Raw genomic sequence first — 21,452 nt, forward strand, 5'->3', positions numbered from 1 at the left:
ATGTCACGAATTTTTTACATCGAGGAGTCGTCATGACCCATCAGGAGAAGCGGGCCTGGATCATGCTGGTGGTCAGCGTGGTCGGCTACGCCGTCTACGTGGCCGTGGTCCTGAGCCGGGTCGACGACGGGCGGCTGACCGCGACACCGTACGCCGGCGTCCTGCTCTGGACGGTCGGCGGCGCCATCGTCGCCAGCATGCTCCTCGAGATCGGACTCGGCGTGGTGAATCCGCGCGCCTCACGGGTCAGCGACGTGCGCGACCGGGAGATCGGGCGGTTGGGCGACCACGTCGGGCAGGCGTTCGTGGTGATCGGCGCGGTGTCGGCGATGCTCATGGCGATGGCGCAGTGGCACTGGTTCTGGATCGCCAACGTGGTCTACCTCTGCTTCGTGCTGTCCGCGTTGGTCGGCTCGCTGGCAAAGGTGATCGTCTACCGCCGGGGCGTGCCGCAGTGGTGAAACCGACCCGCGTCACCAACAACATCCGGGCGCTGCGGTTCGCCCGCGACGAGATGACCCAGGCAGCGCTGGCCGAGCGGATCGGCGTGACCCGGCAGACCGTCATCGCCATCGAGCAGGGCCGCTACTCCCCCTCGTTGGAAATGGCCTTCCGGATCGCCCACGTGCTCGGCGTACGGCTCGACGAGGTGTTCCAGTACCCCGAGGAGGCATCGTGAAGGCGATCGTGCACGACCACTACGGCCCGCCGTCCACAGTTCATCTCCGCGACCTCGACCGTCCCGGCGTCGGCGACCACGAGGTGCTGGTGCGGGTCCACGCCGCCGGTGTCGACCCGGGAGTGTTGATCTTCTTGGCGGGGCGCCCCTACCTGGTCCGACTCGCCGCCGGGCTGCGCCGGCCCCGGATACCGGTCCTCGGTCGGGACGTGGCCGGCGTGGTGGCCGAGGTCGGCGCCCGGGTGACCCGCTTCCGGCCCGGCGACGAGGTGTACGGCACCACGCTGCGCGGGTCGTACGCCGAGTTCACCGCCACCCACGAGCGGCGGCTGGCCGGCAAGCCGGCGAACCTGACCTTCGCGCAGGCCGCCGCCGTGCCCGTCTCCGGGATGACCGCCCTGCGCGCGGTCCGCGACACCGGCCAGGTGCGACCGGGTCACCGGGTGCTGGTCATCGGCGCCTCCGGCGGCGTCGGTTCCCAGGCCGTGCAGATCGCCAAGGCGTACGGTGCGACGGTCACCGGCGTCTGCCACCCGACGAAGACCGACTTCGTCCGCTCCCTCGGTGCCGACGACGTGCTCGACTACACCCACGAGGAGATAGACCGGGACGGCCCGGTGTACGACGTGGTCATCGACACCGGCGGCGACCGTCCGCTGTCGCTGCTGCGCCGCGCGCTCACCCCACGCGGGACGCTGGCCCTGGTCGGCGGCGACTGGACCCGGGGGGCGCTGCTCGGCGGCTACGGCCGACAGATGTTCGGCGCGCCGCTGCTGTCCACGGTGGTCGGTCACCGGCTGCGCGCCGTCAGCGCCCGGGACCGCGTCGAGGACCTCGACGAGCTGCGCGACCTCGCCGAGTCCGGCGCGCTCACCCCACGGGTCGAGCGTAGCTATCCGCTCGCGGAGACCGCCGAAGCGCTGCACCACCTCGCCGACCGGCATCCGGCCGGCAAGGTGGTGGTCACCGTCTCCGGACCGCAGACATGAACGGCCACCGCCGCTGGGCCGGAGCGCTACCGAAAGAGCGTGGCGCGCCCGGCCCGGCTGCCCACCAGGCGATTCCGGATGTCCAGGTCGTTTACCGCGTCCGTGGCACCCAGCCCGTGGGCGGTCAGGTCGACGGCCTGCCCGGCCCACCACAGGACGGGTCGTCGGACACCGGCGGCGGTGTCGGCGCCGCCCAGGACCACCCCCAGGTCGTTCACGGCGATCGCCCGACTCGTCGCACCGCCCAGAGTGCCCAGGTCGGTCAGCACCCCGGCACGCCAGCGGAAGGCCCGGCCACCGGCCACGCCGACCACGTGGCCGAGGTTGTTGATCGCCGTCGCCTGGTCGCCGACGCGGGTGACGACGCCGTCCCGCAACCGGCCTCCCACACAGGTGCACGGGTAGTCGTACGGCGGGACGTTGAAGGTGCCCACCACGTCGCCCCGGTTGTTGAACCCGGTGGTCAGCTCGTAGAAGTCCTGCCGACCCAGGTCGGTGATCGCACCGTCCCGCCACACCACACGGTGCGGGATGTCGGTGGCCGGGTTACTCAGGCCGAGCACCTCTCCCCGGTCGTTGACGGCGACCGCCTCGCTGTAGTCGCCGCCGAGGGTACCCAGGTCGATCATCTGGCCATTTCGCCAGAGCACGGCCCGGGTGATCAGCTCAGGGCCGGTCGAGGTGCCGACCACCTCGCCGCGCTCGTTGACGTCGACCGCGGTGGACTCCAGGTGCCCGGGCAACACACCGAGGTCGGTCATCACCCCGTTGCGCCAGACGAACGCGTGCCGGGCGCCGTCGGCCGTCAAACTCCAGCCGACGACCGTGCCCCGGTCGTTCGTCGCGGTGGCGGCGCTGGCGGCACCGCCCAGGGTTCCCAGGTCGACGGCACGGTAGGCCAGAGCAGCCGAGGCTGCGGTGGCGGGCAGGACGGTCAGCGCGGACACGACGAGCACGGACGCGGACACGACGGCGGCCAGGCGGGTGGGATACCTCAACGGGTCCTCCTCGGGAACGATGACGGATCGACGCCCGCACCCGGTGTGCTGTGCGCGACCGGTCGACCACGCACAGTAGATCGGACTACCGGGAAGGTCACCTCGGTCGATCAGTCACCGATCGATGGCCGGGTGCCGCCCGCGACCGGGCGAGTGGCGGAAAACTGGGTGCAGAAGCCGGCCGGCTCGTCAGAACGTGTAGCGGGGCACGGCCAACCACCAGTAACCCGTCCAGGCGGCCGCCGCGACGCCGATGGCGGCGGCGATCCCGAGCCAGCGGCCAACCCGCGCGGGCCGGCCCGTACTCGCGGTTCCCGTCACGCCAGTCACCGTATTGACGGTCTCCCGGTACGTCGCGTCCGGTCGCTCGTCGACCTGCCAAGGACCGGCGGGTCAGTCGACCCCGAACTCCATCGCGGCCCGGTCGAGCGCCTCGTCCTCCGCCGACGGGACCCCCCGGGAGGCGATGGCCTCCGCGCCACCTTCCGGCATCGCGCCGATCAGCCCGGTCGAGGCCGCCTGGGCCGCACCGACCACCCGCTGCGGAGCGCCGCCGACCATGCCCAGGTGCGCGTACTGCTCCAGCTTGGCCCGCGAGTCGGCGATGTCGAGGTTGCGCATGGTGAGCTGGCCGATGCGGTCGGCCGGGCCGAAGGCGGAGTCCGTCGTACGCTCCATCGACAGCTTGTCCGGGTGGTAGCTGAAGGCCGGGCCGGTGGTGTCCAGGATCGAGTAGTCCTCACCCCGACGCAGCCGCAGCGTCACCTCGCCGGTGACGGCCGTGCCCACCCAGCGCTGCAGCGACTCACGCAGCATCAGCGCCTGCGGGTCCAACCACCGGCCCTCGTACATCAGCCGACCCAGCCGACGGCCCTCGTTGTGGTAGTTGGCCAGGGTGTCCTCGTTGTGGATGGCGTTGACCAGCCGCTCGTACGCGGCGTGCAGCAGCGCCATGCCGGGGGCCTCGTAGATGCCGCGGCTCTTGGCCTCGATGATCCGGTTCTCGATCTGGTCGGACATGCCGAGTCCGTGCCGGCCGCCGATGGCGTTGGCCTCCAGCACCAGGTCGACCGCGCTGCCGAACTCCTTGCCGTTGATGGTCACCGGCCGGCCCTGGTCGAAGCCGATCGTCACGTCCTCGGTGGGTATCTCCACCGACGGATCCCAGAACCGGACGCCCATGATCGGGTTGACCGTCTCGATGCCGGTGTCGAGGTGTTCGAGCGTCTTCGCCTCGTGCGTGGCACCCCAGATGTTGGCGTCGGTGGAGTACGCCTTCTCGGTGCTGTCCCGGTACGGCAGGTCCCGGGCCAGCAGCCACTCCGACATCTCCTTGCGGCCGCCCAGGTCGCTGACGAAGTCGGTGTCCAGCCACGGCTTGTAGATGCGCAGCTGCGGGTTGGCCAGCAGGCCGTAGCGGTAGAACCGCTCGATGTCGTTGCCCTTGAAGGTCGAGCCGTCGCCCCAGATCTGCACGTCGTCGGAGATCATCGCCCGCACCAGCAGCGTGCCGGTGACCGCGCGCCCCAGCGGCGTGGTGTTGAAGTAGGCCCGCCCGCCCGAGCGGATGTGGAAGGCGCCGCAGGTCAGCGCGGCAAGGCCCTCCTCCACCAGGGCCGCGCGGCAGTCGACGAGCCGGGCGACCTCGGCGCCGTAGCTGAGTGCCCGGTCGGGCACCGAGGCGATGTCGGGTTCGTCGTACTGGCCGATGTCGGCGGTGTAGGCGCACGGGATGGCGCCCTTGTCGCGCATCCACGCGACCGCGACGGAGGTGTCGAGGCCGCCGGAGAAGGCGATGCCGACACGTTCACCACTGGGCAGGGAGGTCAGGACCTTGGACACAAGGAAAAGTATGCACCATTGCGTATGGTCATGCAAACGGTCGGTTGGTGTTTCCGGCCGGCCTGTCACAGCACCTCACCGCCCGGTGTCTGGACGGGCAGGACCGACAGGCGAGGAGGAGACATGGCCCGCATTCCCGCGGCGGAACTCACCGGCGTACACGGCGCACTGCTCAAGCGGATCATCAGGAAGAAGTTCGGCGCGGTGCCCGACGCGCTCGGAGTCATGGGGCACAACCGGCGGGTGTTGCGCACCAGCATGGGCATGGGACGGGCAGCCACCCGGTGGAACGCCTGCGACCAGGATCTCAAGTCGTACGCCCACATGGCGGCCGTCTCCCTGATCGGCTGCTCCTTCTGCCTCGACCTGGGCTACTTCCAGGCGCACAACGAAGGGCTCGACCTGACCAAGGCCCGCGAGGTGCCCCGGTGGCGCGAATCGGAGGTCTTCACCGCGCTGGAACGCGACGTCCTGGCGTACGCGGAGGCGATGTCGCAGACCCCACCCACGGTCAGCGACGACCTTTCCGCCCGACTGCTCAACCAACTCGGGGCCCCGGCGCTGGTCGAACTCACCGCGTTCGTCGCCGCCGCGAACCTGGCCGCGCGGATGAACGTCGCGCTCGGCATCGAGGCGCAGGGCTTGGCGGCGGCATGTGGCCTACCGCCCCTGGCCCAGCCGAGCCACGCAACCTCGCTGACATGATCGGCGCCCGCCTGCTGAGCCGGTCATGGCGGGGCGGACGGGTCACACGGCCGGACGGGCGGTTGAGGCGAGGTGAATATCAGTGGCCGACGCCCGCGATCGGGCAGCAGGCTGCCGACATGGACGTCGACCCGTTGCTGGCACGGGCCCGGCAGGTGTGGACCGGGCTGGCCGGCTCACCGATCAGCTTTCCCGCCCGGCAGGTCGCGGTGGCGGCCTCGGCGAACTCGTCGATGTGCCCGCCGGGCTGGGTCGGCGTCGTCGCCCTGGGTGACGCCGCGATCTGTACGGTACCGACGGATGACCTGGTGGGCCTGGTGACGCGCGCCTGCCGCACACTCCCGGTCGATGCGCTGACCGACCCCGATCGACTGTCCGCCGTGCTGCCAGTCGCAGAGGTGCTGGGTCCGGCCGCCCTGGCCTACCGCGACGACCACAGCTACCGACCGCACCGGCTGCAGGCCACGGAGCAGCTACCCGTCCACCACCCTGATCTTGTCGACTTCCTGGCGTCGGTCCCGGCCGAGGACGCGGCGGAGTGCGGGCTGGTCGAGATCACCTCTGCCGCGTACGTCCTCCGGGCCGGAACGGCCATCGTCGCGGCGGCCGGCTACCGGCACTGGCCGGGACGGGTGGCTCACCTGAGCGTGCTGACCGCGCCGTGCCGGCGTGGGCGCGGCTTCGCCCGCACCGTCGCCGCTGCGGCAACGGCGGACGGCCTGGCGAAGGGGTTGTTGCCCCAGTGGCGGGCTCGACCGGCAGCCTCCCGTCGGGTGGCGCGGGCGCTCGGTTTCCGCGAACTCGGCGCCCAGCTCAGCGTCCGCGTCGACGGCCGCGACGCAAGGTGACGTGTCCACCGCCGGGCGCACCCCACCCGCCTCGGGACTTCCGCCCCTTAGCAACCGACAGCCACCGCCCTACCGTCGACGCGAGGGACGCGACGCCGGGAAGGACCCACCATGGACCAGGTCAGCGACCGACGGCTCCACCGGTTCAAGCGGTGGATGTACCGCAGCGGCAGACCGAACTGGTTGGCGCGGTCGATGAACCGCGTCTCGGCGTGGCAGTTCTCGGCGGGCTTTCTCGCCCCCGGCAACTGGGTCACCCTGGAGGTGGCCGGTCGGCGTAGCGGCCGGACGGTGTCGTTCCCCGTGGTCGCCGTCGACCACGACGGCCGGCGGTACCTGGTGTCGATGCTCGGCGAGCGGGCGAACTGGGTACGGAACGTACGGGCCGCCGCCGGGCGGGCGGTGCTGCGACACGGCCACCGCCGACCGGTGCTGCTGGTGGAGGAGCCGGTCGAGCGGCGGGCACCGATCCTGCGCCACTATCTGGAGAAGGCTCCGGGCGCGAGACCGCACCTGCCGGTCCACCGGGGGGCGCCGCTCGCGGAGTTCGCGCGAATCGCCGCCGAATACCCGGTGTTCCGGATACTGCCCCGAGCGGAAAAGTGACCAGGCACGGCGAGAATTCTGGGCATCACGCCAGGCCAACCGGAACTTGTTCCAAAAACTTCGAGCCGCAAGGGGTTCCGGGGCTGACAGGACATCGACCGGAACCGTATGCTGCGATGGCGAGGCCGAAAGAACGTCGCGTTTCCCGGCAGGGGCCGCGTCGGCAAATGCGTGCGCACACGAAAGGAGGCATGGCCCGCGCAGGTAAAGAATCGGCACATCGCGCGAACGGGGGATTTTGTGAATAGGTTCCGACAGATCGTGGCCGTGTTCGGCCTTCCGACGGTCATGTTCGTCGCCGCACCACCTGTGGCGGCCCAGGCCGCCGTCGGGGAGTGTCCAAGCGGACGGCGGTGCGTGGGGGACGGCGTGAACGGCACCGGCGCCCGGTAAGTCTGGGCTGGCCGAGACGTACGACTGGTACGGCGGCTAGACGTCTGCTCCCGGGCAGAAACTAACCCGCTCGCTTGGCTCGAGACACGACGAGCGGCGTTGACCATCTGGACGAGACCAGTTTCGGAAACGTCGGCGCTGGACCCATCATGAGCCCGGGTCCCTACCACTCGGCGAGTCCTTCCCGGCACCTCTACGGCAGCCGAGACCACTTCGGCTGACCATCGCCGGGAGAAGTTCCGGAACGTCACAGTAATCGGCGACAGTGACGACTGTCGGCTGCACCATGCCCAGCGAGACGGGCATTACCACTGCAACAGATGGTGCTGATTTTTGCGTGCACCCATCCATTGCGGGTCATTTTTCGACAAGCCTCTGGTCACTCGACGAGGGGCACAATCCATGGGAATCAAATGAATAGAACAAGAATTGGTCGTCGCTTGCTTGTGGTCGCGATCGCGGTCGGGGTCGCCGGCGGGTCGGCTCTCGTCGCGCCGGCCGCCCACGCCGCCCCGACGAGGGCCGGCATCGTCAGCATCGCGACGCGCGAACTGAACAACTCCAGCCGCAACCACGAGATCGGGAACAACTGCAGCTACTACGGCGGCGTGATGTTCGGCTGGCCGTCCTGCGGAGGCCGGGCCGGTTGGGGCGGTGGGGGTGACTGGTACGCCTGGTGTGCCGCGTTCGCGAAGTACGTGTGGCGGGAAGCCGGCGTCACCTCCGGCATGTCGCAGATCGACGGCTACGCCCGGTCCTTCAAGACGTACGGGCAGAACCAGGGCACCTGGCATTCCCGCGGCAGCAGCTACGTCCCGAAGCCCGGTGACGCGGTCACCTTCGACTGGGGCAACAACGGCGACATCGACCACGTGGGCATCGTGACGTCGTTGTCAGGAACCACCCTCCGCACGATCGAGGGCAACACCAGTGATCGGGTCGCTCGGCACACCTACTACAACTACAAGAACAATTCCCAGATCGAGGGTTTCACCACGGCCGTCGGAGTCACCCAGGAAACCCCTCCAGTCGAGCCCGAGCCCTGGGTCGCCGACGTGACGGGTGACGGCTTCCACGACCTGGTGGGGCGGACGACCGACGGGACGCTGATGCTGTACTCGAACAACTTCGTCCGCGACGACGGGGATCCGTACAGCACCTCGGCCTCCCGTGAGATCGGCAGCGGCTGGGGCAACTTCAACACGGTCGTGCACGCCGACGTCACCGGGGACGGTTTCGCCGACCTCGTGGCCCGCAAGCCGGACGGCACCCTCTGGCTGTACTCCAACAACTTCGTCCGCGACGACGGCGACCCCTACAGCACCTCAGCCTCCCGCCAGATCGGCAGCGGCTGGAACAACTTCAACACGATCATCGGCGCCGACGTCACCGGAGACGGCTTCGCCGACCTCGTGGCCCGCAAGCCGGACGGCACCCTCTGGCTGTACTCCAACAACTTCGTCCGCGACGACGGCGACCCCTACAGCACCTCAGCCTCCCGCCAGATCGGCAGCGGCTGGAACAACTTCAACACGATCATCGGCGCCGACGTCACCGGAGACGGCTTCGCCGACCTCGTGGCCCGCAAGCCGGACGGCACCCTCTGGCTGTACTCCAACAACTTCGTCCGCGACGACGGCGACCCCTACAGCACCTCAGCCTCCCGCCAGATCGGCAGCGGCTGGAACAACTTCAACACGATCATCGGCGCCGACGTCACCGGAGACGGCTTCGCCGACCTCGTGGCCCGCACCACCACCGGCACGCTTCTGCTCTACTCGAACAACTTCGTCCGGGACGATGGCATCCCGTACAGCCAGTACCGGCAGATCGGCAGCGGCTGGAACAACTTCAACATCCTCATCTGATCGGCGGACACCGTCACGGCGCGCCCGGCCCTCGGCCGGGCGCGCTGTGCCGTGCCGTGCTGCCGACGCGGTAGGCCATCCCCGCACGGTCCAGCGTGCCGTTGACATGCGATCGTGGCCCGATGCCGCAACCGATTCTGCGTACCGATCGTCTGCTGCTGGTTCCGCTCGCCGACCGGCACCTCGATTTGGAGGTCGAGCTGGACTCCGACCCCGAAGTGCTGCGCTACCTCTACGGCCGGGCCCGCACCAGGGACGAGGTGATCGGATCGCACGCGAACCGGATGGCACTGGCCGACAAGGTGGACGGCCTGGGCTACTGGATGGCGTTCGGCACCGACGGCGGGGCGCGCGGTTCGACGCCGCCGCCGGCCGAGGACGACGGCGAGTTTGTCGGGCTGATGATGCTGCCGCCGGCACACGGCCCCGACCAGCCGGACGACCCGACGGTCAGCGATCTCGGCTACCGCCTGCCGCGCCGGCACTGGGGCAAGGGTCTGGCCAGCGAGGCCAGCCGGGAACTGCTGCGGCACGCCTTCGACACGGTCGGCCAGCGTCGGGTCATCGCGCAGACCATGACCGTGAACACCGGATCCCGCCGGGTGATGGAGGCGGTCGGCCTGCGCTACATCCGCACCTTCTTCCCGTCCTGGGACGATCCGCTGCCCGGGACGGAACAGGGCGAGGTCGAATACGCCATCACCCGCGAGGAGTGGCGGGCCACCCGTCCCGGGTGAGCTGCCCGACCGGGGACCGTGCGGCGAGGAACCAGGGGGTGACCCGCCCGGACTGGCCGGGGGTAGAGTTGCCGGCTGCTGGCGCGCGGTGCTCGCCACCGGGCGGACCGCTTGACGGAGAGGACACGCCATGGAAGGCATCGACCCGGAGGTGCCGCCGAGCGGCCCGGGCTGCGCCGACTGCATGGCGGCCGACCCGCCGGGCTGGTGGTTCCATCTCCGGCGGTGCGGCCAGTGCGGTCACGTCGGATGCTGTGACTCCTCGCCCAGCCAGCACGCCAGCGCCCACCACGCCGCGACCGGGCACCGGTTCGTCCGCAGCTTCGAGCCCGGCGAGGAGTGGTTCTGGGACTACGACGAGCAGGTGCTGTACGAGCAGGGTCCGTCGCTGGTGGCACCGGCGCACCGTCCCCCGGAGCAGGGCGCACCGGCCCCGGCCGACCGGGTGCCGGCCGACTGGAAGCGCCACCTGCACCGCTAGACCCTGTCCTCGGAGCATCGGCGTACCCTCGCCTGAACTCGACGAGGTCATGCGGTTCCGGCACCCGGAACTCCGGAGTCACCCCGCTCCGTCAGGTGCGACAAGTGCATGATCAGCATCGAGCGGTGGGGCGGAGTGGGCGGCGTCGCGCAGGGCGGCGACCGCCGTCCGGGCCGCCGGGGTGTGCTCGACGGCGTCGTCCACCACCACGTGGATCGACCGGGTCGGCGTCGGGCGGAGCAGCCGCACACAGGTCACGCCCTCGGGCAGGTGTGCCGCGCCGAGCGCGGGGAGCACCGTGAGGCCGATGCCGGCGGCGACGAAGGCCAACGCGGTCCGGTAGTCGTGCGCCTCGACCCGGAAGGCCGGGCGGAAACCGGCGGCGGTGCAGGCTTCGAGCAGGTTGGCGCGGCACCAGCCCCGGGCGAAGTCGTTGTCGACCCAGCGCTCGTCGGCGAGGTCGACCAGGTCGGCCTCCGTCCGGCCGGCGAGGCGGTGCCCGACCGGCACCACCGCGACGTACGGATCGTCGAGGAGGTGATGGGCGGTGAAGCCCGGCCCGGGGTCGAAGCCGCCACCCGCCACGACCACCTGCACGTCGGCGCGCTCCTCCCGGCTGTCCGGGATGTGTTCGCGCAGTTGCAGGTCGAGCCGTACGCCGGGGAAGCCGGTGAGGACGGACCGCACCACGTGTGGCATCCACGCCGCGCCCACCGACGCGAAGTACGCGATGGACAGTGTGCCGGTGCGGCCGGTGCGCAGATCCGCGATGAGCGACTCGGCCGCGCCGACCCGGGCGAGCACCCGGTCGGCCTCGGCGGCGAGAGCGTGCCCGGCGGCCGTGGGCCGCAACCCCCGCCCTGCCTTGGCGAGGAGGGTGAGACCCGTCTCGCGTTGCAGTGCGGTGAGGTGCTGACTGACGGCGGAGGGGGTGTAGCCGAGGTTGGTGGCGGCGGCCTGGACGGACCCGGACGCCACGACGGAACGGAAGACCCGGAGGCGGTGAACGTCAAGCACCGCCCAACGATAAAGCGCGACTTAATCGTTGTGAAGGAACAGTCGCTGGTGCTGAATCGTCGGGCGGCCGAGAATCACCCCATGAGCAGCCCGTCGATGACCGAGCCCGCCGCCCCGATCCGAGCCGTGCCCGCGTACACCTGGCCGGAGGACCGGCCCCGGTCCTGGCCGATCGTCGCCGCGGCCGGGACCACGGTCGTGCTCTGGGCCTCGGCGTTCGTGGGCATCCGGTTCGCCGGGCACGACTACTCCCCCGGCGCGATGGCCCTGGGCCGCATGGTGGCGGCGTCGGCCGCGCTGAGCGTGTTCGTCGCGGTCACCGCCGGCCGCCGGCGCGCCCGCACGCCGCACGTGGGGACCCGCCCGGGCACCCTGCCCCGGGGTGGGGTGCTGGGACTCGTCGCACTGTGGGGCGTGGCCTGGTTCGGCGGGTACAACGTGGCGCTCAACGCCGCCGAACGGCTGGTCGACGCCGGGACGGCGGCCCTGCTCGTGGCGGTCGCGCCCATCCTGGTCGCGGTGGCCGCGGTCCTCGTCCTGGGCGAGCGGCTCACCCGCCGGCTCGGTGTCGGGGTGGCGGTCGCCTTCGTTGGCGTGGCCCTGATCGCGGCCAGTGGCTTCACCGGGCACGCCGACCAGGTCGGCGTCGCGCTGGCGGTGCTCTCCGCCCTGCTGTACGCCTTCGCCGTACTGCTGCAGAAGCGCCTCCTGGCGCGGATGGCCGCGCCGACGATGACCTGGCTCGGCGCGCTGGCCGGGACGGCGGCCCTGCTGCCGTTCGCCCCCACGCTGCTGGCGGAACTCGCGGCAGCCCCGCCACCGGCCACCGTCGGCGTGCTGTTCCTGGGCGTGTTCCCGACCGCGATCGGGTTCCTCACCTGGGGTTACGTGCTGTCTCGCTGGACGGCGGGGCGCACCACCGCCGCCACGTACCTGGTCCCGCCGGTCACCGTCCTGCTGTCCTGGACGCTGCTGGGCGAGGTGCCGGCACCGCTGGCCCTGCTGGGCGGCGCGCTCTGCCTGACCGGCGTGGTCTTCGCGACGCGCCGCTGACGGGGTCGGACATCCGCCGACGCGAGTCGGCGACTCGCGTCGTGTGCGGGCAACCAGCGGTCGGGCGGTGCACGCCGGCTGGGCCGGCGTGCACCGCTTCGACGGGAACTTCGCTGCTCAGCTACAGGTGGCGCCGTTGAGGGTGAAGCCGGTGGGTGGGGCGTCGTTGCCGCTGTGCGTGGCCTGGAAGCCGATGGTGACGGAGGCTCCTGGCGGTATGGCGGGGTTGTAGCTGACGTTCGTCGCGGTCACCTGACCGCTGGTCGGTGAGTACGTGGCACCCCAGCCGGAGGTGATCGTCTGCCCGGCGGCGAGGGTGAATCTCAGCGACCAGCCGTTGACGGCGCTCGTACCGGTGTTGGTGATGGTGATGTTGTCCACCAGACCGTTGTTCCACGCGTTGACCGCGTTGGTCACCCGACACGTCCCCGTGGGTCCGGTGGTCGGCGTCGGGGTGGGCGTCGGGGTCGGGGTCGGGGTCGGGCTGACCGTTGGCGTCGGCGTCGCAGTGGCCGTCGGCGTCGGCGAGGCGGACCCCTCGGTCAGGACGATCGTGGAGATGCTCCGGGCGGGCACGTTCACGGTCGCCTGGCCCCCACTGACGTTCACCGCCTGCGACTGGGCGCCCGAGGTCCGCGAGGTGACGGTGTACTCGGCCGCCGAGATGTTCTGCGGCACCTGGACGACCGCGTCGTTGACCGCGTTGTTCGACCGGTTGAGCAGCACCAGCACGACCTTGCCCCGGCCACGGTAGGCGGTGACCTCCAGCCCGGAAGCCCGCGAACTCTTCGACACGCCCACCCGGCGGTCACCGGGACGGACGTACTTCGCGTACTGGGAGAACGCCTGGCCGCGCTTGAGGACCGCGCCCTTGGTGGTGCCGTACTGCGCGTCGCCGTCACCGATGAAGGAGTAGAAGCGGCGGCCGTACCACCAGATGTAGGCGCTCCAGTTCGCCTCCATCGACCGGTGCACGGTCCGCATGATGTCGTCGAGGGTCTCGTTCCAGACGGCCGTGTTGCCGGGGTCTCCCCAGATGTTCGCGCCGTTTCCGTCGGCGGCGTGCAGATTCCACTCGGTCATCCACTGGTTCTTGCCGTACTGCGCGGCCAGCGGGTAGGGCGACAGGTTCCCGCTGTTCTCGGCGTCGTACAGGTGGCCGCCGACGTAACCGATGTTGTTGCGCGCGGTGGCGTCCTGCAAGGTGGGGTCGGAGTACTGGCGCGCGAACCGCAGGGACTCGCCGACCATGAGCTGGGTGTCCCTGACCCGGGCACCGTGGTCGCGGACGAAGTTGCGCATCTCGGTGCCGGTCCAGTCCATCGAGTCGTAGTCGGGGTGCCAGTCCGGCTCGTTCTGGATCGAGGTCACGTCGACGGTGACCCCCCGGCCCTTCATGAACTGCACGTAACTATTGAGGTGCTCGGCATAGTCGTCGTAGTAGTCGGTCCTCAGCTTGCCGCCGTTGACCCTGCTGTTGTTCGTCTTGAAGTGGGCCGGCGCCGTCCACGGCGAGGCGAGGATCTTCACGTCGGATCCGTAGGACTTCGCCGTTTGCAGGCTGGCCGCGTACAGACCCCATTCGCTCGTCACGGGCGACACCACGGTCCGTACGATCGACAGACCGAGCTGTCCCGGCCCCGTACCGACGAGGGTCTGGGTTTCGCTCGTCGTCCACGGGTCACCGGAACCACCGAAGATCGGCGTCGCGGCGCCGAACCCGTCGATCGTCTGATAGCTCGACGAGGTGTTGACGGTGATGTCGGGTGTCGCGGCCAGCGAGGGTGGCGCGATCAGGATCCCCGCCACGGTGACCAGCGAGGTCGTCGCGGCGAGCACGGCGACCGCGACGGCTCCCCGGCGGCGGGACGGTGGGACGGTGTCAGGATGGGCAAGCCTCATCGGGCTTCCTCTCTACCGCCGCTGCGATGCAGGTGGCGGCGTTTCGGCGCAGCTGGCAGGGGTCAGCCCGAGCGGGCAGCCGACCGGCCGCCTGCCGTCGCCCCCAGCTACAAGTCGATCAGGTACATCGGATGCCCGGCCGTTGCCCTCGGCTCAGGTCATCAATCGCTGCCACTCCCACGCGACGCATCGACAGCCATCTTGCCAGTGCGTCCCGACGCACTGCAATCGTTTGCCGCCCGCGCCCTGTCAATGAACCGTGACCCTTTGTGAACCGACCTGACAACGGAGTTGTAGCACCTGCATCGCACTGTCGTGTCCCGTGCCCGATGCCGACTGTGGCAGTGCAGGTGTTCCGAGCGCGGCGTGTCGAACAGTTCCGCTGCCACAGTCACGGAAGTGGTGGAGGCCGGCTCGGGAAGGCGAGGGCCGGCCTCCACCACACGATCTGGTGGTCCGGTCACGAGCAGCGGCGAGGAAGGGGCCGGTCGTAGACTGCCCCGGTCGCGCTGCGGCACGGCGCGCCGGCTCGGGGAGGAGTCCATGGTGAGTGATTCGCACGAGCCGGGCGGCGCATCAGGTGCCTCCGGCGCCGAGGATCCTCCGGCCAGCGTGCGCAGTCGCCGGGTCCTCATCCTCGGGATGGTGATCGTGGTCGCGGTGGTGGCGGGTCTGACCGTCTGGGCCACCCGACGGGCACCGGAGACGGGCGACACCTCCGGCGGCCTGACCGCCTCAGCACCCGTCGAATTCGACCTCGGCCGGCAGTTGCTCCGCCTCGGCGATCTGCCCGGCCCCGTCCGCACCGCCAGCTACACCATCAGGCCCGACCTGCACAAACTTGAGATCTCCGGCGCACTGACTGACGCCTCGCCCAGCAGGGGGGACCACCTCTCGTCGGACTTCGCCTGGCAGGTGGAGATCCTGATGGCAACACGGGGCGCGGACGTCCACAACTTCGTGCCCTACGACGAAGACTCGGGCAGTGCCGTCATTCCCAGAGAGCGCGTCGAACCGGTGCACGGTCGTCCCGCCGTCCAGGCCCTGTCAGACCAAAATCGGGTGCTGGCCTGGGAGTACGCGCCCGACGCGTGGATCCGGATGATGCTGAGCACGGCGAGCACTCCCGAGCGTCGCGACGAGATGGCCCGTCAGGTGGCCGAGGGCGTTCGCTGGGAGACCCCGCCACGAGCCCTGCCGTTCCAGGTGGACGGCCTGCCCGACGGCGCCGTGCGGAAAAGTACGTACCTGCGTTGGGAAGCGGACGGACCTGTCGTCGCCTCCGCCGACTACCTGGTGGCGCCGGTTAAGGACGACCACGATTACCCGGGGCCTGTCATCGAGCTCGGTATCGACACGGATAGCTTCGGCAGCGCCGCAAACAGCGACGACGTCACCGTGTCGGGCCGGCCGGCCACCGCACGGGAATCGCGGAGCGGCGGCACCGTTGGGATCTACCGGGTGGCGCAGCTTCCCGGTGGGTGCGCCGAGTGTGTCGCGAAGCTGGTCATCACCCCGGCCGCTACCGCCGCGGTCGGGGATCGGGACGACGCCCTGAAGCTGGCCGCCTCGATCCGGCTGGTGAAGGGCCACGAGGATCCCACCCGGTGGCGCTTCTGGTAGCCGGCGGCCACCGGATCCCGGCTCAGAGCGCCGCTATCGCTGCCGTCTCGGCCGGTAGCTCGATGCGGTCGCGTTGCACCGTGACGCCGTCCCCGGTGGCCAGCAGGACGCCGGGACCGGTTCGGTGAAGCGAGGTATCCGCGGCATAAAGGTGTCTCCTGCCCGGCGTGTCGACCACCTCGACTGCCACAGATCAGAAGGTCAGCCCGACCGGAAGCGTTCAGCGGGTGAGGCCAACCCGTGTGGCCAGGCGGACTACTCCGGCGGGTGCGGGGTGGCACTGGGCCAGCTCAGCGAATGAGTGCCGGAGTGGAATGATGGGACCATCGATCGAGGGCGGTGCCGAGCCGGTCGCGAGGAGTGTCGAGTCGATGAATCTTGACCCGTTGTGGGCCGACCTGACGACGGAACTGTTGACCGTCCTCGCCTCGTACCGATCCCGGGTTACGGAGTTGGACAGGCAGGAGAAGGCCGACCACACCCTGCTCACGGAGGCCGACCTCGCGGTCGAAGACATGATCATAAGCAAGATCCGCGCGGTGGACCCCGAGGCTCGCGTGCTGGCGGAGGAGTCGGGCAGCGGTGCCTGGCGGCCCGGTCACGACGAGGAACCCGAGCGGATCTGGGTGATCGACCCTATCGATGGCACCGCCGAATTCGTCAATCCGCTCAGCACCGAGTTCTGCTCGGTCGTCTGTTTGCTGGAGCGACGGGAGCCGGTTGCCGCGCTCATCGTCGCGCCTGAGCTGGGAGACGACGGCAAGCCGATTGTGGTGGTCGCCTCCCGGGCCAACCAGACGATCACCGTCAACGGCAGCATGGCGGCGTACAACAGCGAATCCGTCCGTGTCGCATCCCTGACCCGCAGCGCCCGATCGGAAGCCCCACCGCATGAGACTGCCATGGCCGAGGCCGGCTACGCCCTGAAGACGCGCACCACGTCACAGACGCTGGACATGCTGCGTACCGCCCTGAACCTCACCGATCTCACGACGGACGCACCGCGTTTCGACCTCTTCTACCGCCCTCGCCAGAAGGTCTGGGACGGCCTCGCAGGCTTGTGCCTCGGTGAGATCGTCGGTCTAATGTCCACAGATGTGAATGGGAGCCGTCATCTGCCGGTGCCCATGGAAACGCTCGCCCAGCCAGAGCCGACTTTCGCCAGCACCGTGATGGGTCGCCCGGAGGCCGTCAAGTGGTTCGTGGAGCTAGCCCGGGACTCCCCCACCGGAACACCGAAGTCCTCGTAGACGTCACGTCGATCATCAGCGCGGAGGATTTCGTCGTTGCGCAGAACCGCGCGACTCGGCCCGACGACCCGTTCGCCCGCCAAGCGTTTGTCGAACTGATCCAATCGCTGATCTTCATGGAACGGGTGTGGGTGGCCCACCCGGTACTCGCCCACCCCAGGGCCGTCGACTTCGGGGCCAGGCCCTATCTCCTCCGGGCGCTGGCCGGCGCGGGGCTGCTGCATCCTCTGCAACTGACCGATGACGAAACCGGTCGGGTACGCGAGGCCGAGGACACGGCGCTGCACGAGTTGCAGAGCTGGCGCGGCAACCAGGTCCTCGGTCAGTTCATCGGGCAGGCTGTCACCTGCGACGATGCCCTGCCCGACTCACGGAACTCGCTGTCGAAGCGCATCCACGGCTGGTGCGCCTTCCAGGCTGCCAATGTACGGGTAGCCGGTCATCACACGGATCGAATCACCACCTCCGACGGGGTCGAGGACGACCCTTTCGGCACCTGGGCACGAGCGGCCTCGATCGTGCTACGTGGGCCGTTGCGACTGATGGCACCGCCTGGCGAGGAGGTCTACGTCGCGGCGACATTGGCGCGCGGGCTGAAGTATCAAGCGCGCGCGGACGCCACTAGCCTGTCCTATCAGGCCCATCCCGTCCGGCGCGACTTCCTGCTGACCTTCGACCTCTCCACCGAGGGTGCGACGGAAACGGTGGTCCTCGACGTCATCAAGGCCATCCGGGGGATCCACGAGTCCCTCGTGACGGCCGCAGACGACAGCGACACGCACCGCGTACAACTTCTCGAACTCGAACTTCCGCTGTTGGGCGGCCGTCTCTGGCAGGCGGGCGAGACCGGCCGGATCGGTGAACGCGAATGGGTCGACCTGATCGTCGCCCGGATCGCCGACTACCGGGAGAAGGCAGCCGACCTGCGGGCCGCCGTCGCCCGCTGCGTCACCGACGAGGACTACCTCCGCCTCGCGCGCGACATCAACGGGGCGAAACGTCAACTTTTGGAACGACTCGGCCTGCGCCGGGTGGCGCTCTCGCCGGTCGAACAGGAGCTGGTCAACGGGGTGGCGTCGGTGACCGAGTCGGTGCCCGGCGTACCCAAGGTCGCCGGAATGTGGATCGGCGCACGAGCGCTCGGCAAACAGGTCTCCGCCACCGGCACTCCGGTGCAACGCTTCCTCTACAAGGAGTTCTACCGCGCCTGGAAACGCGCCGGCCGCTGATCCGCCGCGCGCTGCCGGGCCGGTCAGCGGGTGAGGCCGACGAGGGTGGCCAGGCGGGCGACGCCGGCCGGTGCCGGGTGACGGTGGGCAAGATCGGCGATGACGGTACGCGCCAGCGGCCGGCAGCGGATCTCGGCCGGCGCGATGGCGTCGGCGTCGACCAGCGCGCGGGCCGCACCCCGCAGGTCACCGATTTGGAGGTACGCCCGCGCCACGTCCACCAGATACGCGCCCCGATGCTCGGCCGGCAACCGCCGCCATCCGTCCCGCCGCATGACCACCGAGTGGCCGTGCACCGCCGCCCCCGCGTCCCCCAACTCGATCGTCGCCACCACCCGCGCCAACTCGACGGCCGCCGGCCCGAACCCAGTCCGCTGAGTGTCTTCACGAACCTTGGCGGCGAGCCCGGCCGCACATCCAGTCAACTCGGCGGCACGTCGGGCTTCGCCGCACCCTGCGGCAGCCAGCGCACCCTCAAGCAGCAACGTTCCTTGTACGGCGGCATGGTGTTGCCCGAGGTGGCTCGCGGCGGCATCCGTCATGGCCAGCGCCAGGCGGTGCCGGCCCAGCGCCCGTAACGCCTGCCCCACCGACACCGCCGCCGCCGCGGACAGCAGCGCATCACCGCCCGCCGCACCCATCGCCCGGTCCGCGGCCAGCCAGCCGAGGTCGGCCTCACCGAGCTTAACCAGCACCGACGCGGTGATCCGGTACGCCGGCACCAGCAGTTCCCGGGCCGGCGACGCATGCGCAGCGTCCAGCAGCCCGGGCAACGCCCGCACCAGCGGCGCGTAGTGCGCATGCTGGAAACTCAACCAGGCATGCTCGACCTGCCGACGCACCTCGACAGGCGAGACAGGATCGCCGAGCGCCCGGTCGTAGCGGGCCAGCGCCGCCCGGATCCCGTCCACCCCGTCCGGCGTACCGGCATCCTGCTGCCGCGGCGGGCGACGCTGACCGAGCAGCACCATCGGATCCACCCGCAACACGTCGCCGATCTGCTGGATCGTCGGGTACCGGTCCAGTCGCCGGGCACCCCGTTCCACCTTGTCCACCCAGCTTTTCGACTTACCCAACCGGTCGGCGAGCATCTGCTGGGTCATCCCACGCCGGACCCGCCAACGCGCCACCCGCCGACCGATCGGCAGCTCACCGCTGCTCACGCCGCCACCGCCGGTCCGGCACCGCCCACGTGGTCTCCTCAACCGGTACGCGCTCCGCCTCAGCCTGCTCCAGCAGCCGCCGCCTCGCCGCGTCCCGCTCAGCGGCCTCTACCTGCTCGCCCCGGCTCACCGCCGACTCGTCGCGTGCCCCAGACATGTCGTGTCCTTTCCAGCAGTGCGGACATGGCCGAACTCGAATCACGGTCCGGATGTGGCACTCTCAGTAATCACGACGCTACGATCACGACGGCGGTCGTAGGACTCACCAGCAGTACGGATGCGCAGGCCACGCTCCGCGCGAGAGAGGCAGTCGGCGGGACAAACATCGACCACTGGTCAACGTGGGGGTATAGGTGTCGGTTCACGGTCGATCGTCCAGGCCGCACGGCTACGTGACCGGGTACTTGCTGAAGCTCATCCGCGAGTCCATCCCGTTGACGCAGGAACAAGTCGCCGCCGAGTTGGGGGTCGACCGCGCAACGGTGCAGAGCTGGGAATCCGGGCGACGGTCCTTCACGGCCGTGCCTTTCGGGCAGGCGCTCACAATCCGTCAAAAGCTTGGCAGGCTCGGAGCCAGTGTCCGATTGCTTTCCGCCGTCGACGACGCCGCCGAGGCAGACTCCATCGTCGCCAACATCCTTGAACAGCAGATGGAGCGAGCCGAGCTGAGTCAACAAGCGCTTGGCTGGTCGGTGCTCACCCACCAGCTGAGTGATCTGATCGTCTGGGCGGTCACCGGCCGACGACCGAGCTTCGTGAGAGACCTCCCATCACCTCACCCGCGCCGAGGTCCGGTCGCCGACGGACCGATCCTCCCCGCCGATCAGCGTCACGCCTTCTTCCAGCAACTTCACGTGCTGGCCGAACGTGCTGCCGCTGGTCGGCACGACCTGCTACACCGGCAAGCCTGCTTTCTCGCCGGCACCGATCCCACGAAGGAGTCCGCCTCCTGGCTCGCGCAGCACAACTCCCGGACGGCACGCCGGATGACCAGCCTCCACACCTGGTCACCGACGTGGGCTGACGCCCGATCAGTGGTCACCTCGCTGGCCAACCAAGGCAACCCAGAACCACTCCGCGACTTCATCGCACGCGCCCACCCGGACGATGCCTGCCAGCACGCGGCGCTGAACTACTCGGCCTACTGGGTCGGCGAACTTCCCTACCGCCAGCGAAACGACTCCTTCACGCCCGCCGCTCGCACCGACTGGCGCGGGTCACGCCTCCTCCGCCACCTGGTGGCGCGCCTCAGAGCCGGACACCCGTTCGTGGACCTCAACATTCACAACACGTGGGCTCTGCTCGCCGCCCGGCGAGGACTCTCCTACGACGACCCTGCCACCAGCCGAGCGTTGGTCGACCGCAGCACCGCCCTACTCGATCACCACAGCATCTCTGCACAGTCCAGGCAGGAACTAACGTCTATCGTCTACAGCCTGCGAGCGGACGGAATCACGGGCACAAGGACGGGCACATGAGCGACGACCACGAGGCCGCCGGGGCGATGCGCTTCATTTTCGAGGCAGGTGTGCTCAAACGCGCCGCCCGCACCGGCTGGTGGTTCGCCGGGGTCAAGCACCCTGAGTCGATCGCCGAGCACTCGTTCCGCACTGCGATCATCGGCATGATCCTCGCCTCGATGGAGGGCGCCGATCCGGCTCGGGTCTCCATGCTCTGCACCCTGCACGACACCCAGGAAACCCGGATCACCGACATCCCGCACATCGCCAAGCGTTACCTCACCGCCGTGCCCAACACCACCGTCACCGCCGACCAGGTCGCCGCCTGCCCACCCGTCGTCGCCGACGTCATCAACGCTGCCGTCGCCGAGTACGAAGCAGGCGAAACCCTCGAATCCATCGTCGCCCGCGACGCCGACAAACTCGAATGCCTCGTCCAAGCCGTCGAGTACCGGCATCAGGGCATCGACAACGTTCAGCGCTGGATCGACAGCTCCCGCGCCGCCCTCAAGACCGCATCCGCCCACCGTCTCGCCGACGCCGCCCTCACCGGACAACCCCTCGCCTGGCTTCAAAGCCGCCCGTAAGCCCCCTGAAAGGTTCACAACT

23 protein-coding genes are annotated in these 21,452 nt (G+C 69.7%); 15 read left to right on the plus strand and 8 right to left on the minus strand.

The window, feature by feature from the left end; all coding sequences use genetic code 11:
- Window positions 1–32 precede the first annotated feature (32 nt).
- The 3 genes from O3597_RS13055 to O3597_RS13065 are packed head-to-tail and all read left to right on the plus strand — an operon-like array spanning window position 33 to window position 1,668.
- Window positions 33–461 carry a hypothetical protein gene (locus tag O3597_RS13055; RefSeq protein WP_281604305.1) on the plus strand — a complete coding sequence of 143 codons (429 nt, stop codon included), beginning with the start codon at window positions 33–35 and terminating at the stop codon, window positions 459–461.
- Window positions 455–679 (plus strand): helix-turn-helix transcriptional regulator, encoded by a 225-nt coding sequence (locus O3597_RS13060; RefSeq protein ID WP_281604306.1) that lies wholly within the window; start codon window positions 455–457, stop codon window positions 677–679. Before O3597_RS13055 ends, O3597_RS13060 begins: the two co-directional genes overlap by 7 nt.
- Window positions 676–1,668 carry an NAD(P)-dependent alcohol dehydrogenase gene (locus O3597_RS13065; RefSeq protein ID WP_281604307.1) on the plus strand — a complete coding sequence of 331 codons (993 nt, stop codon included), beginning with the start codon at window positions 676–678 and terminating at the stop codon, window positions 1,666–1,668. The genes O3597_RS13060 and O3597_RS13065 overlap by 4 nt, the downstream gene beginning before the upstream one ends.
- A gap of 26 nt (window positions 1,669–1,694) precedes the next feature.
- On the opposite strand, the gene O3597_RS13070 is transcribed toward O3597_RS13065, so the two are convergent.
- From O3597_RS13070 to argG, 3 genes are all read right to left on the minus strand, one after another.
- Entirely contained in the window at window positions 1,695–2,666 is a 972-nt protein-coding gene (locus O3597_RS13070) for a hypothetical protein (RefSeq protein WP_281604308.1), read from the minus strand.
- Window positions 2,667–2,855: 189 nt separating this feature from the next.
- A complete protein-coding gene (locus tag O3597_RS13075; protein ID WP_281604309.1) occupies window positions 2,856–2,987 on the minus strand; it encodes a hypothetical protein in 132 nt (43 codons plus the stop codon).
- 72 nt (window positions 2,988–3,059) lie between these two features.
- Window positions 3,060–4,508, minus strand: a complete 1,449-nt coding sequence (gene argG / locus O3597_RS13080; protein WP_164447268.1) for an argininosuccinate synthase — start codon at window positions 4,506–4,508, stop codon at window positions 3,060–3,062.
- 123 nt (window positions 4,509–4,631) lie between these two features.
- Between argG and O3597_RS13085 the strand changes: the two genes are divergently transcribed.
- The 6 genes from O3597_RS13085 (at window position 4,632) to O3597_RS13110 (ending at window position 10,146) form a co-directional block, all read left to right on the plus strand.
- Window positions 4,632–5,213 carry a carboxymuconolactone decarboxylase family protein gene (locus tag O3597_RS13085; RefSeq protein ID WP_281604310.1) on the plus strand — a complete coding sequence of 194 codons (582 nt, stop codon included), beginning with the start codon at window positions 4,632–4,634 and terminating at the stop codon, window positions 5,211–5,213.
- A 119-nt stretch (window positions 5,214–5,332) separates the two neighbouring features.
- Window positions 5,333–6,061, plus strand: coding sequence for a GNAT family N-acetyltransferase (locus O3597_RS13090; RefSeq protein ID WP_281604311.1), 729 nt, complete (start codon window positions 5,333–5,335; stop codon window positions 6,059–6,061).
- Window positions 6,062–6,172: 111 nt separating this feature from the next.
- Window positions 6,173–6,667: a nitroreductase/quinone reductase family protein gene (locus tag O3597_RS13095; RefSeq protein WP_281604312.1), complete on the plus strand. Its 495-nt coding sequence runs from the start codon at window positions 6,173–6,175 to the stop codon at window positions 6,665–6,667.
- An 839-nt stretch (window positions 6,668–7,506) separates the two neighbouring features.
- A complete protein-coding gene (locus O3597_RS13100) occupies window positions 7,507–8,928 on the plus strand; it encodes a tachylectin-related carbohydrate-binding protein (RefSeq protein ID WP_281604531.1) in 1,422 nt (473 codons plus the stop codon).
- Between the two features lie 122 nt (window positions 8,929–9,050).
- The gene (locus O3597_RS13105; protein ID WP_164447270.1) at window positions 9,051–9,665 is read left to right on the plus strand and encodes a GNAT family N-acetyltransferase; all 615 of its coding nucleotides are present in this window, start codon (window positions 9,051–9,053) and stop codon (window positions 9,663–9,665) included.
- Window positions 9,666–9,795: 130 nt separating this feature from the next.
- Window positions 9,796–10,146 (plus strand): UBP-type zinc finger domain-containing protein, encoded by a 351-nt coding sequence (locus O3597_RS13110; protein ID WP_164447271.1) that lies wholly within the window; start codon window positions 9,796–9,798, stop codon window positions 10,144–10,146.
- A 78-nt stretch (window positions 10,147–10,224) separates the two neighbouring features.
- On the opposite strand, the gene O3597_RS13115 is transcribed toward O3597_RS13110, so the two are convergent.
- A complete protein-coding gene (locus tag O3597_RS13115; RefSeq protein ID WP_164447272.1) occupies window positions 10,225–11,163 on the minus strand; it encodes a LysR family transcriptional regulator in 939 nt (312 codons plus the stop codon).
- 81 nt (window positions 11,164–11,244) lie between these two features.
- Between O3597_RS13115 and O3597_RS13120 the strand changes: the two genes are divergently transcribed.
- On the plus strand, window positions 11,245–12,216 hold the full coding sequence (locus O3597_RS13120; protein ID WP_281604313.1) for a DMT family transporter: 972 nt from the start codon (window positions 11,245–11,247) through the stop codon (window positions 12,214–12,216).
- A gap of 117 nt (window positions 12,217–12,333) precedes the next feature.
- Here O3597_RS13120 and O3597_RS13125 read toward each other — a convergent pair whose 3' ends face one another.
- On the minus strand, window positions 12,334–14,118 hold the full coding sequence (locus O3597_RS13125; protein WP_281604314.1) for a cellulose binding domain-containing protein: 1,785 nt from the start codon (window positions 14,116–14,118) through the stop codon (window positions 12,334–12,336).
- Window positions 14,119–14,664: 546 nt separating this feature from the next.
- Here O3597_RS13125 and O3597_RS13130 point away from each other — a divergent pair.
- Complete coding sequence (locus O3597_RS13130; RefSeq protein ID WP_281604315.1) at window positions 14,665–15,741, plus strand: hypothetical protein; 1,077 nt, start codon at window positions 14,665–14,667, stop codon at window positions 15,739–15,741.
- A 22-nt stretch (window positions 15,742–15,763) separates the two neighbouring features.
- Here the strand turns inward: O3597_RS13130 and O3597_RS13135 are convergent, their stop codons facing one another.
- Window positions 15,764–15,931: a hypothetical protein gene (locus O3597_RS13135; protein ID WP_281604316.1), complete on the minus strand. Its 168-nt coding sequence runs from the start codon at window positions 15,929–15,931 to the stop codon at window positions 15,764–15,766.
- Window positions 15,932–16,112: 181 nt separating this feature from the next.
- Here O3597_RS13135 and O3597_RS13140 point away from each other — a divergent pair, with 181 nt between their 5' ends.
- Window positions 16,113–16,991 carry an inositol monophosphatase family protein gene (locus O3597_RS13140; RefSeq protein WP_281604317.1) on the plus strand — a complete coding sequence of 293 codons (879 nt, stop codon included), beginning with the start codon at window positions 16,113–16,115 and terminating at the stop codon, window positions 16,989–16,991.
- Window positions 16,992–17,107: 116 nt separating this feature from the next.
- Window positions 17,108–18,220 carry a hypothetical protein gene (locus O3597_RS13145; protein ID WP_281604318.1) on the plus strand — a complete coding sequence of 371 codons (1,113 nt, stop codon included), beginning with the start codon at window positions 17,108–17,110 and terminating at the stop codon, window positions 18,218–18,220.
- Between the two features lie 23 nt (window positions 18,221–18,243).
- On the opposite strand, the gene O3597_RS13150 is transcribed toward O3597_RS13145, so the two are convergent.
- Both O3597_RS13150 and O3597_RS13155 read right to left on the minus strand, forming a co-directional pair.
- Window positions 18,244–19,383 (minus strand): helix-turn-helix transcriptional regulator, encoded by a 1,140-nt coding sequence (locus O3597_RS13150; protein WP_281604319.1) that lies wholly within the window; start codon window positions 19,381–19,383, stop codon window positions 18,244–18,246.
- The gene (locus O3597_RS13155; RefSeq protein ID WP_281604320.1) at window positions 19,370–19,540 is read right to left on the minus strand and encodes a hypothetical protein; all 171 of its coding nucleotides are present in this window, start codon (window positions 19,538–19,540) and stop codon (window positions 19,370–19,372) included. Before O3597_RS13155 ends, O3597_RS13150 begins: the two co-directional genes overlap by 14 nt.
- A 196-nt stretch (window positions 19,541–19,736) precedes the next feature.
- Between O3597_RS13155 and O3597_RS13160 the strand changes: the two genes are divergently transcribed.
- Window positions 19,737–20,861: a helix-turn-helix transcriptional regulator gene (locus tag O3597_RS13160; protein ID WP_281604321.1), complete on the plus strand. Its 1,125-nt coding sequence runs from the start codon at window positions 19,737–19,739 to the stop codon at window positions 20,859–20,861.
- On the plus strand, window positions 20,858–21,430 hold the full coding sequence (locus O3597_RS13165; protein ID WP_281604322.1) for an HD domain-containing protein: 573 nt from the start codon (window positions 20,858–20,860) through the stop codon (window positions 21,428–21,430). The genes O3597_RS13160 and O3597_RS13165 overlap by 4 nt, the downstream gene beginning before the upstream one ends.
- Window positions 21,431–21,452: the final 22 nt, after the last annotated feature.

The organism is Verrucosispora sp. WMMA2044, from assembly GCF_027497155.1.
GTDB classification, from domain to species: Bacteria; Actinomycetota; Actinomycetes; order Mycobacteriales; family Micromonosporaceae; genus Micromonospora; species Micromonospora palythoicola.

Bases quoted from the DNA above. Each gene is read 5' to 3' on its own strand.
- O3597_RS13055 (WP_281604305.1), top strand. From the start codon at position 33: ATGACCCATCAGGAGAAGCGGGCCTGGATCATGCTGGTGGTCAGCGTG.
- O3597_RS13085 (WP_281604310.1), top strand. From the start codon at position 4,632: ATGGCCCGCATTCCCGCGGCGGAACTCACCGGCGTACACGGCGCACTG.
- O3597_RS13090 (WP_281604311.1), top strand. From the start codon at position 5,333: ATGGACGTCGACCCGTTGCTGGCACGGGCCCGGCAGGTGTGGACCGGG.
- O3597_RS13095 (WP_281604312.1), top strand. From the start codon at position 6,173: ATGGACCAGGTCAGCGACCGACGGCTCCACCGGTTCAAGCGGTGGATG.
- O3597_RS13105 (WP_164447270.1), top strand. From the start codon at position 9,051: ATGCCGCAACCGATTCTGCGTACCGATCGTCTGCTGCTGGTTCCGCTC.
- O3597_RS13110 (WP_164447271.1), top strand. From the start codon at position 9,796: ATGGAAGGCATCGACCCGGAGGTGCCGCCGAGCGGCCCGGGCTGCGCC.
- O3597_RS13120 (WP_281604313.1), top strand. From the start codon at position 11,245: ATGAGCAGCCCGTCGATGACCGAGCCCGCCGCCCCGATCCGAGCCGTG.
- O3597_RS13125 (WP_281604314.1), bottom strand. From the start codon at position 14,118: ATGAGGCTTGCCCATCCTGACACCGTCCCACCGTCCCGCCGCCGGGGA.
- O3597_RS13140 (WP_281604317.1), top strand. From the start codon at position 16,113: ATGAATCTTGACCCGTTGTGGGCCGACCTGACGACGGAACTGTTGACC.
- O3597_RS13145 (WP_281604318.1), top strand. From the start codon at position 17,108: ATGGAACGGGTGTGGGTGGCCCACCCGGTACTCGCCCACCCCAGGGCC.
- O3597_RS13155 (WP_281604320.1), bottom strand. From the start codon at position 19,540: ATGTCTGGGGCACGCGACGAGTCGGCGGTGAGCCGGGGCGAGCAGGTA.
- O3597_RS13165 (WP_281604322.1), top strand. From the start codon at position 20,858: ATGAGCGACGACCACGAGGCCGCCGGGGCGATGCGCTTCATTTTCGAG.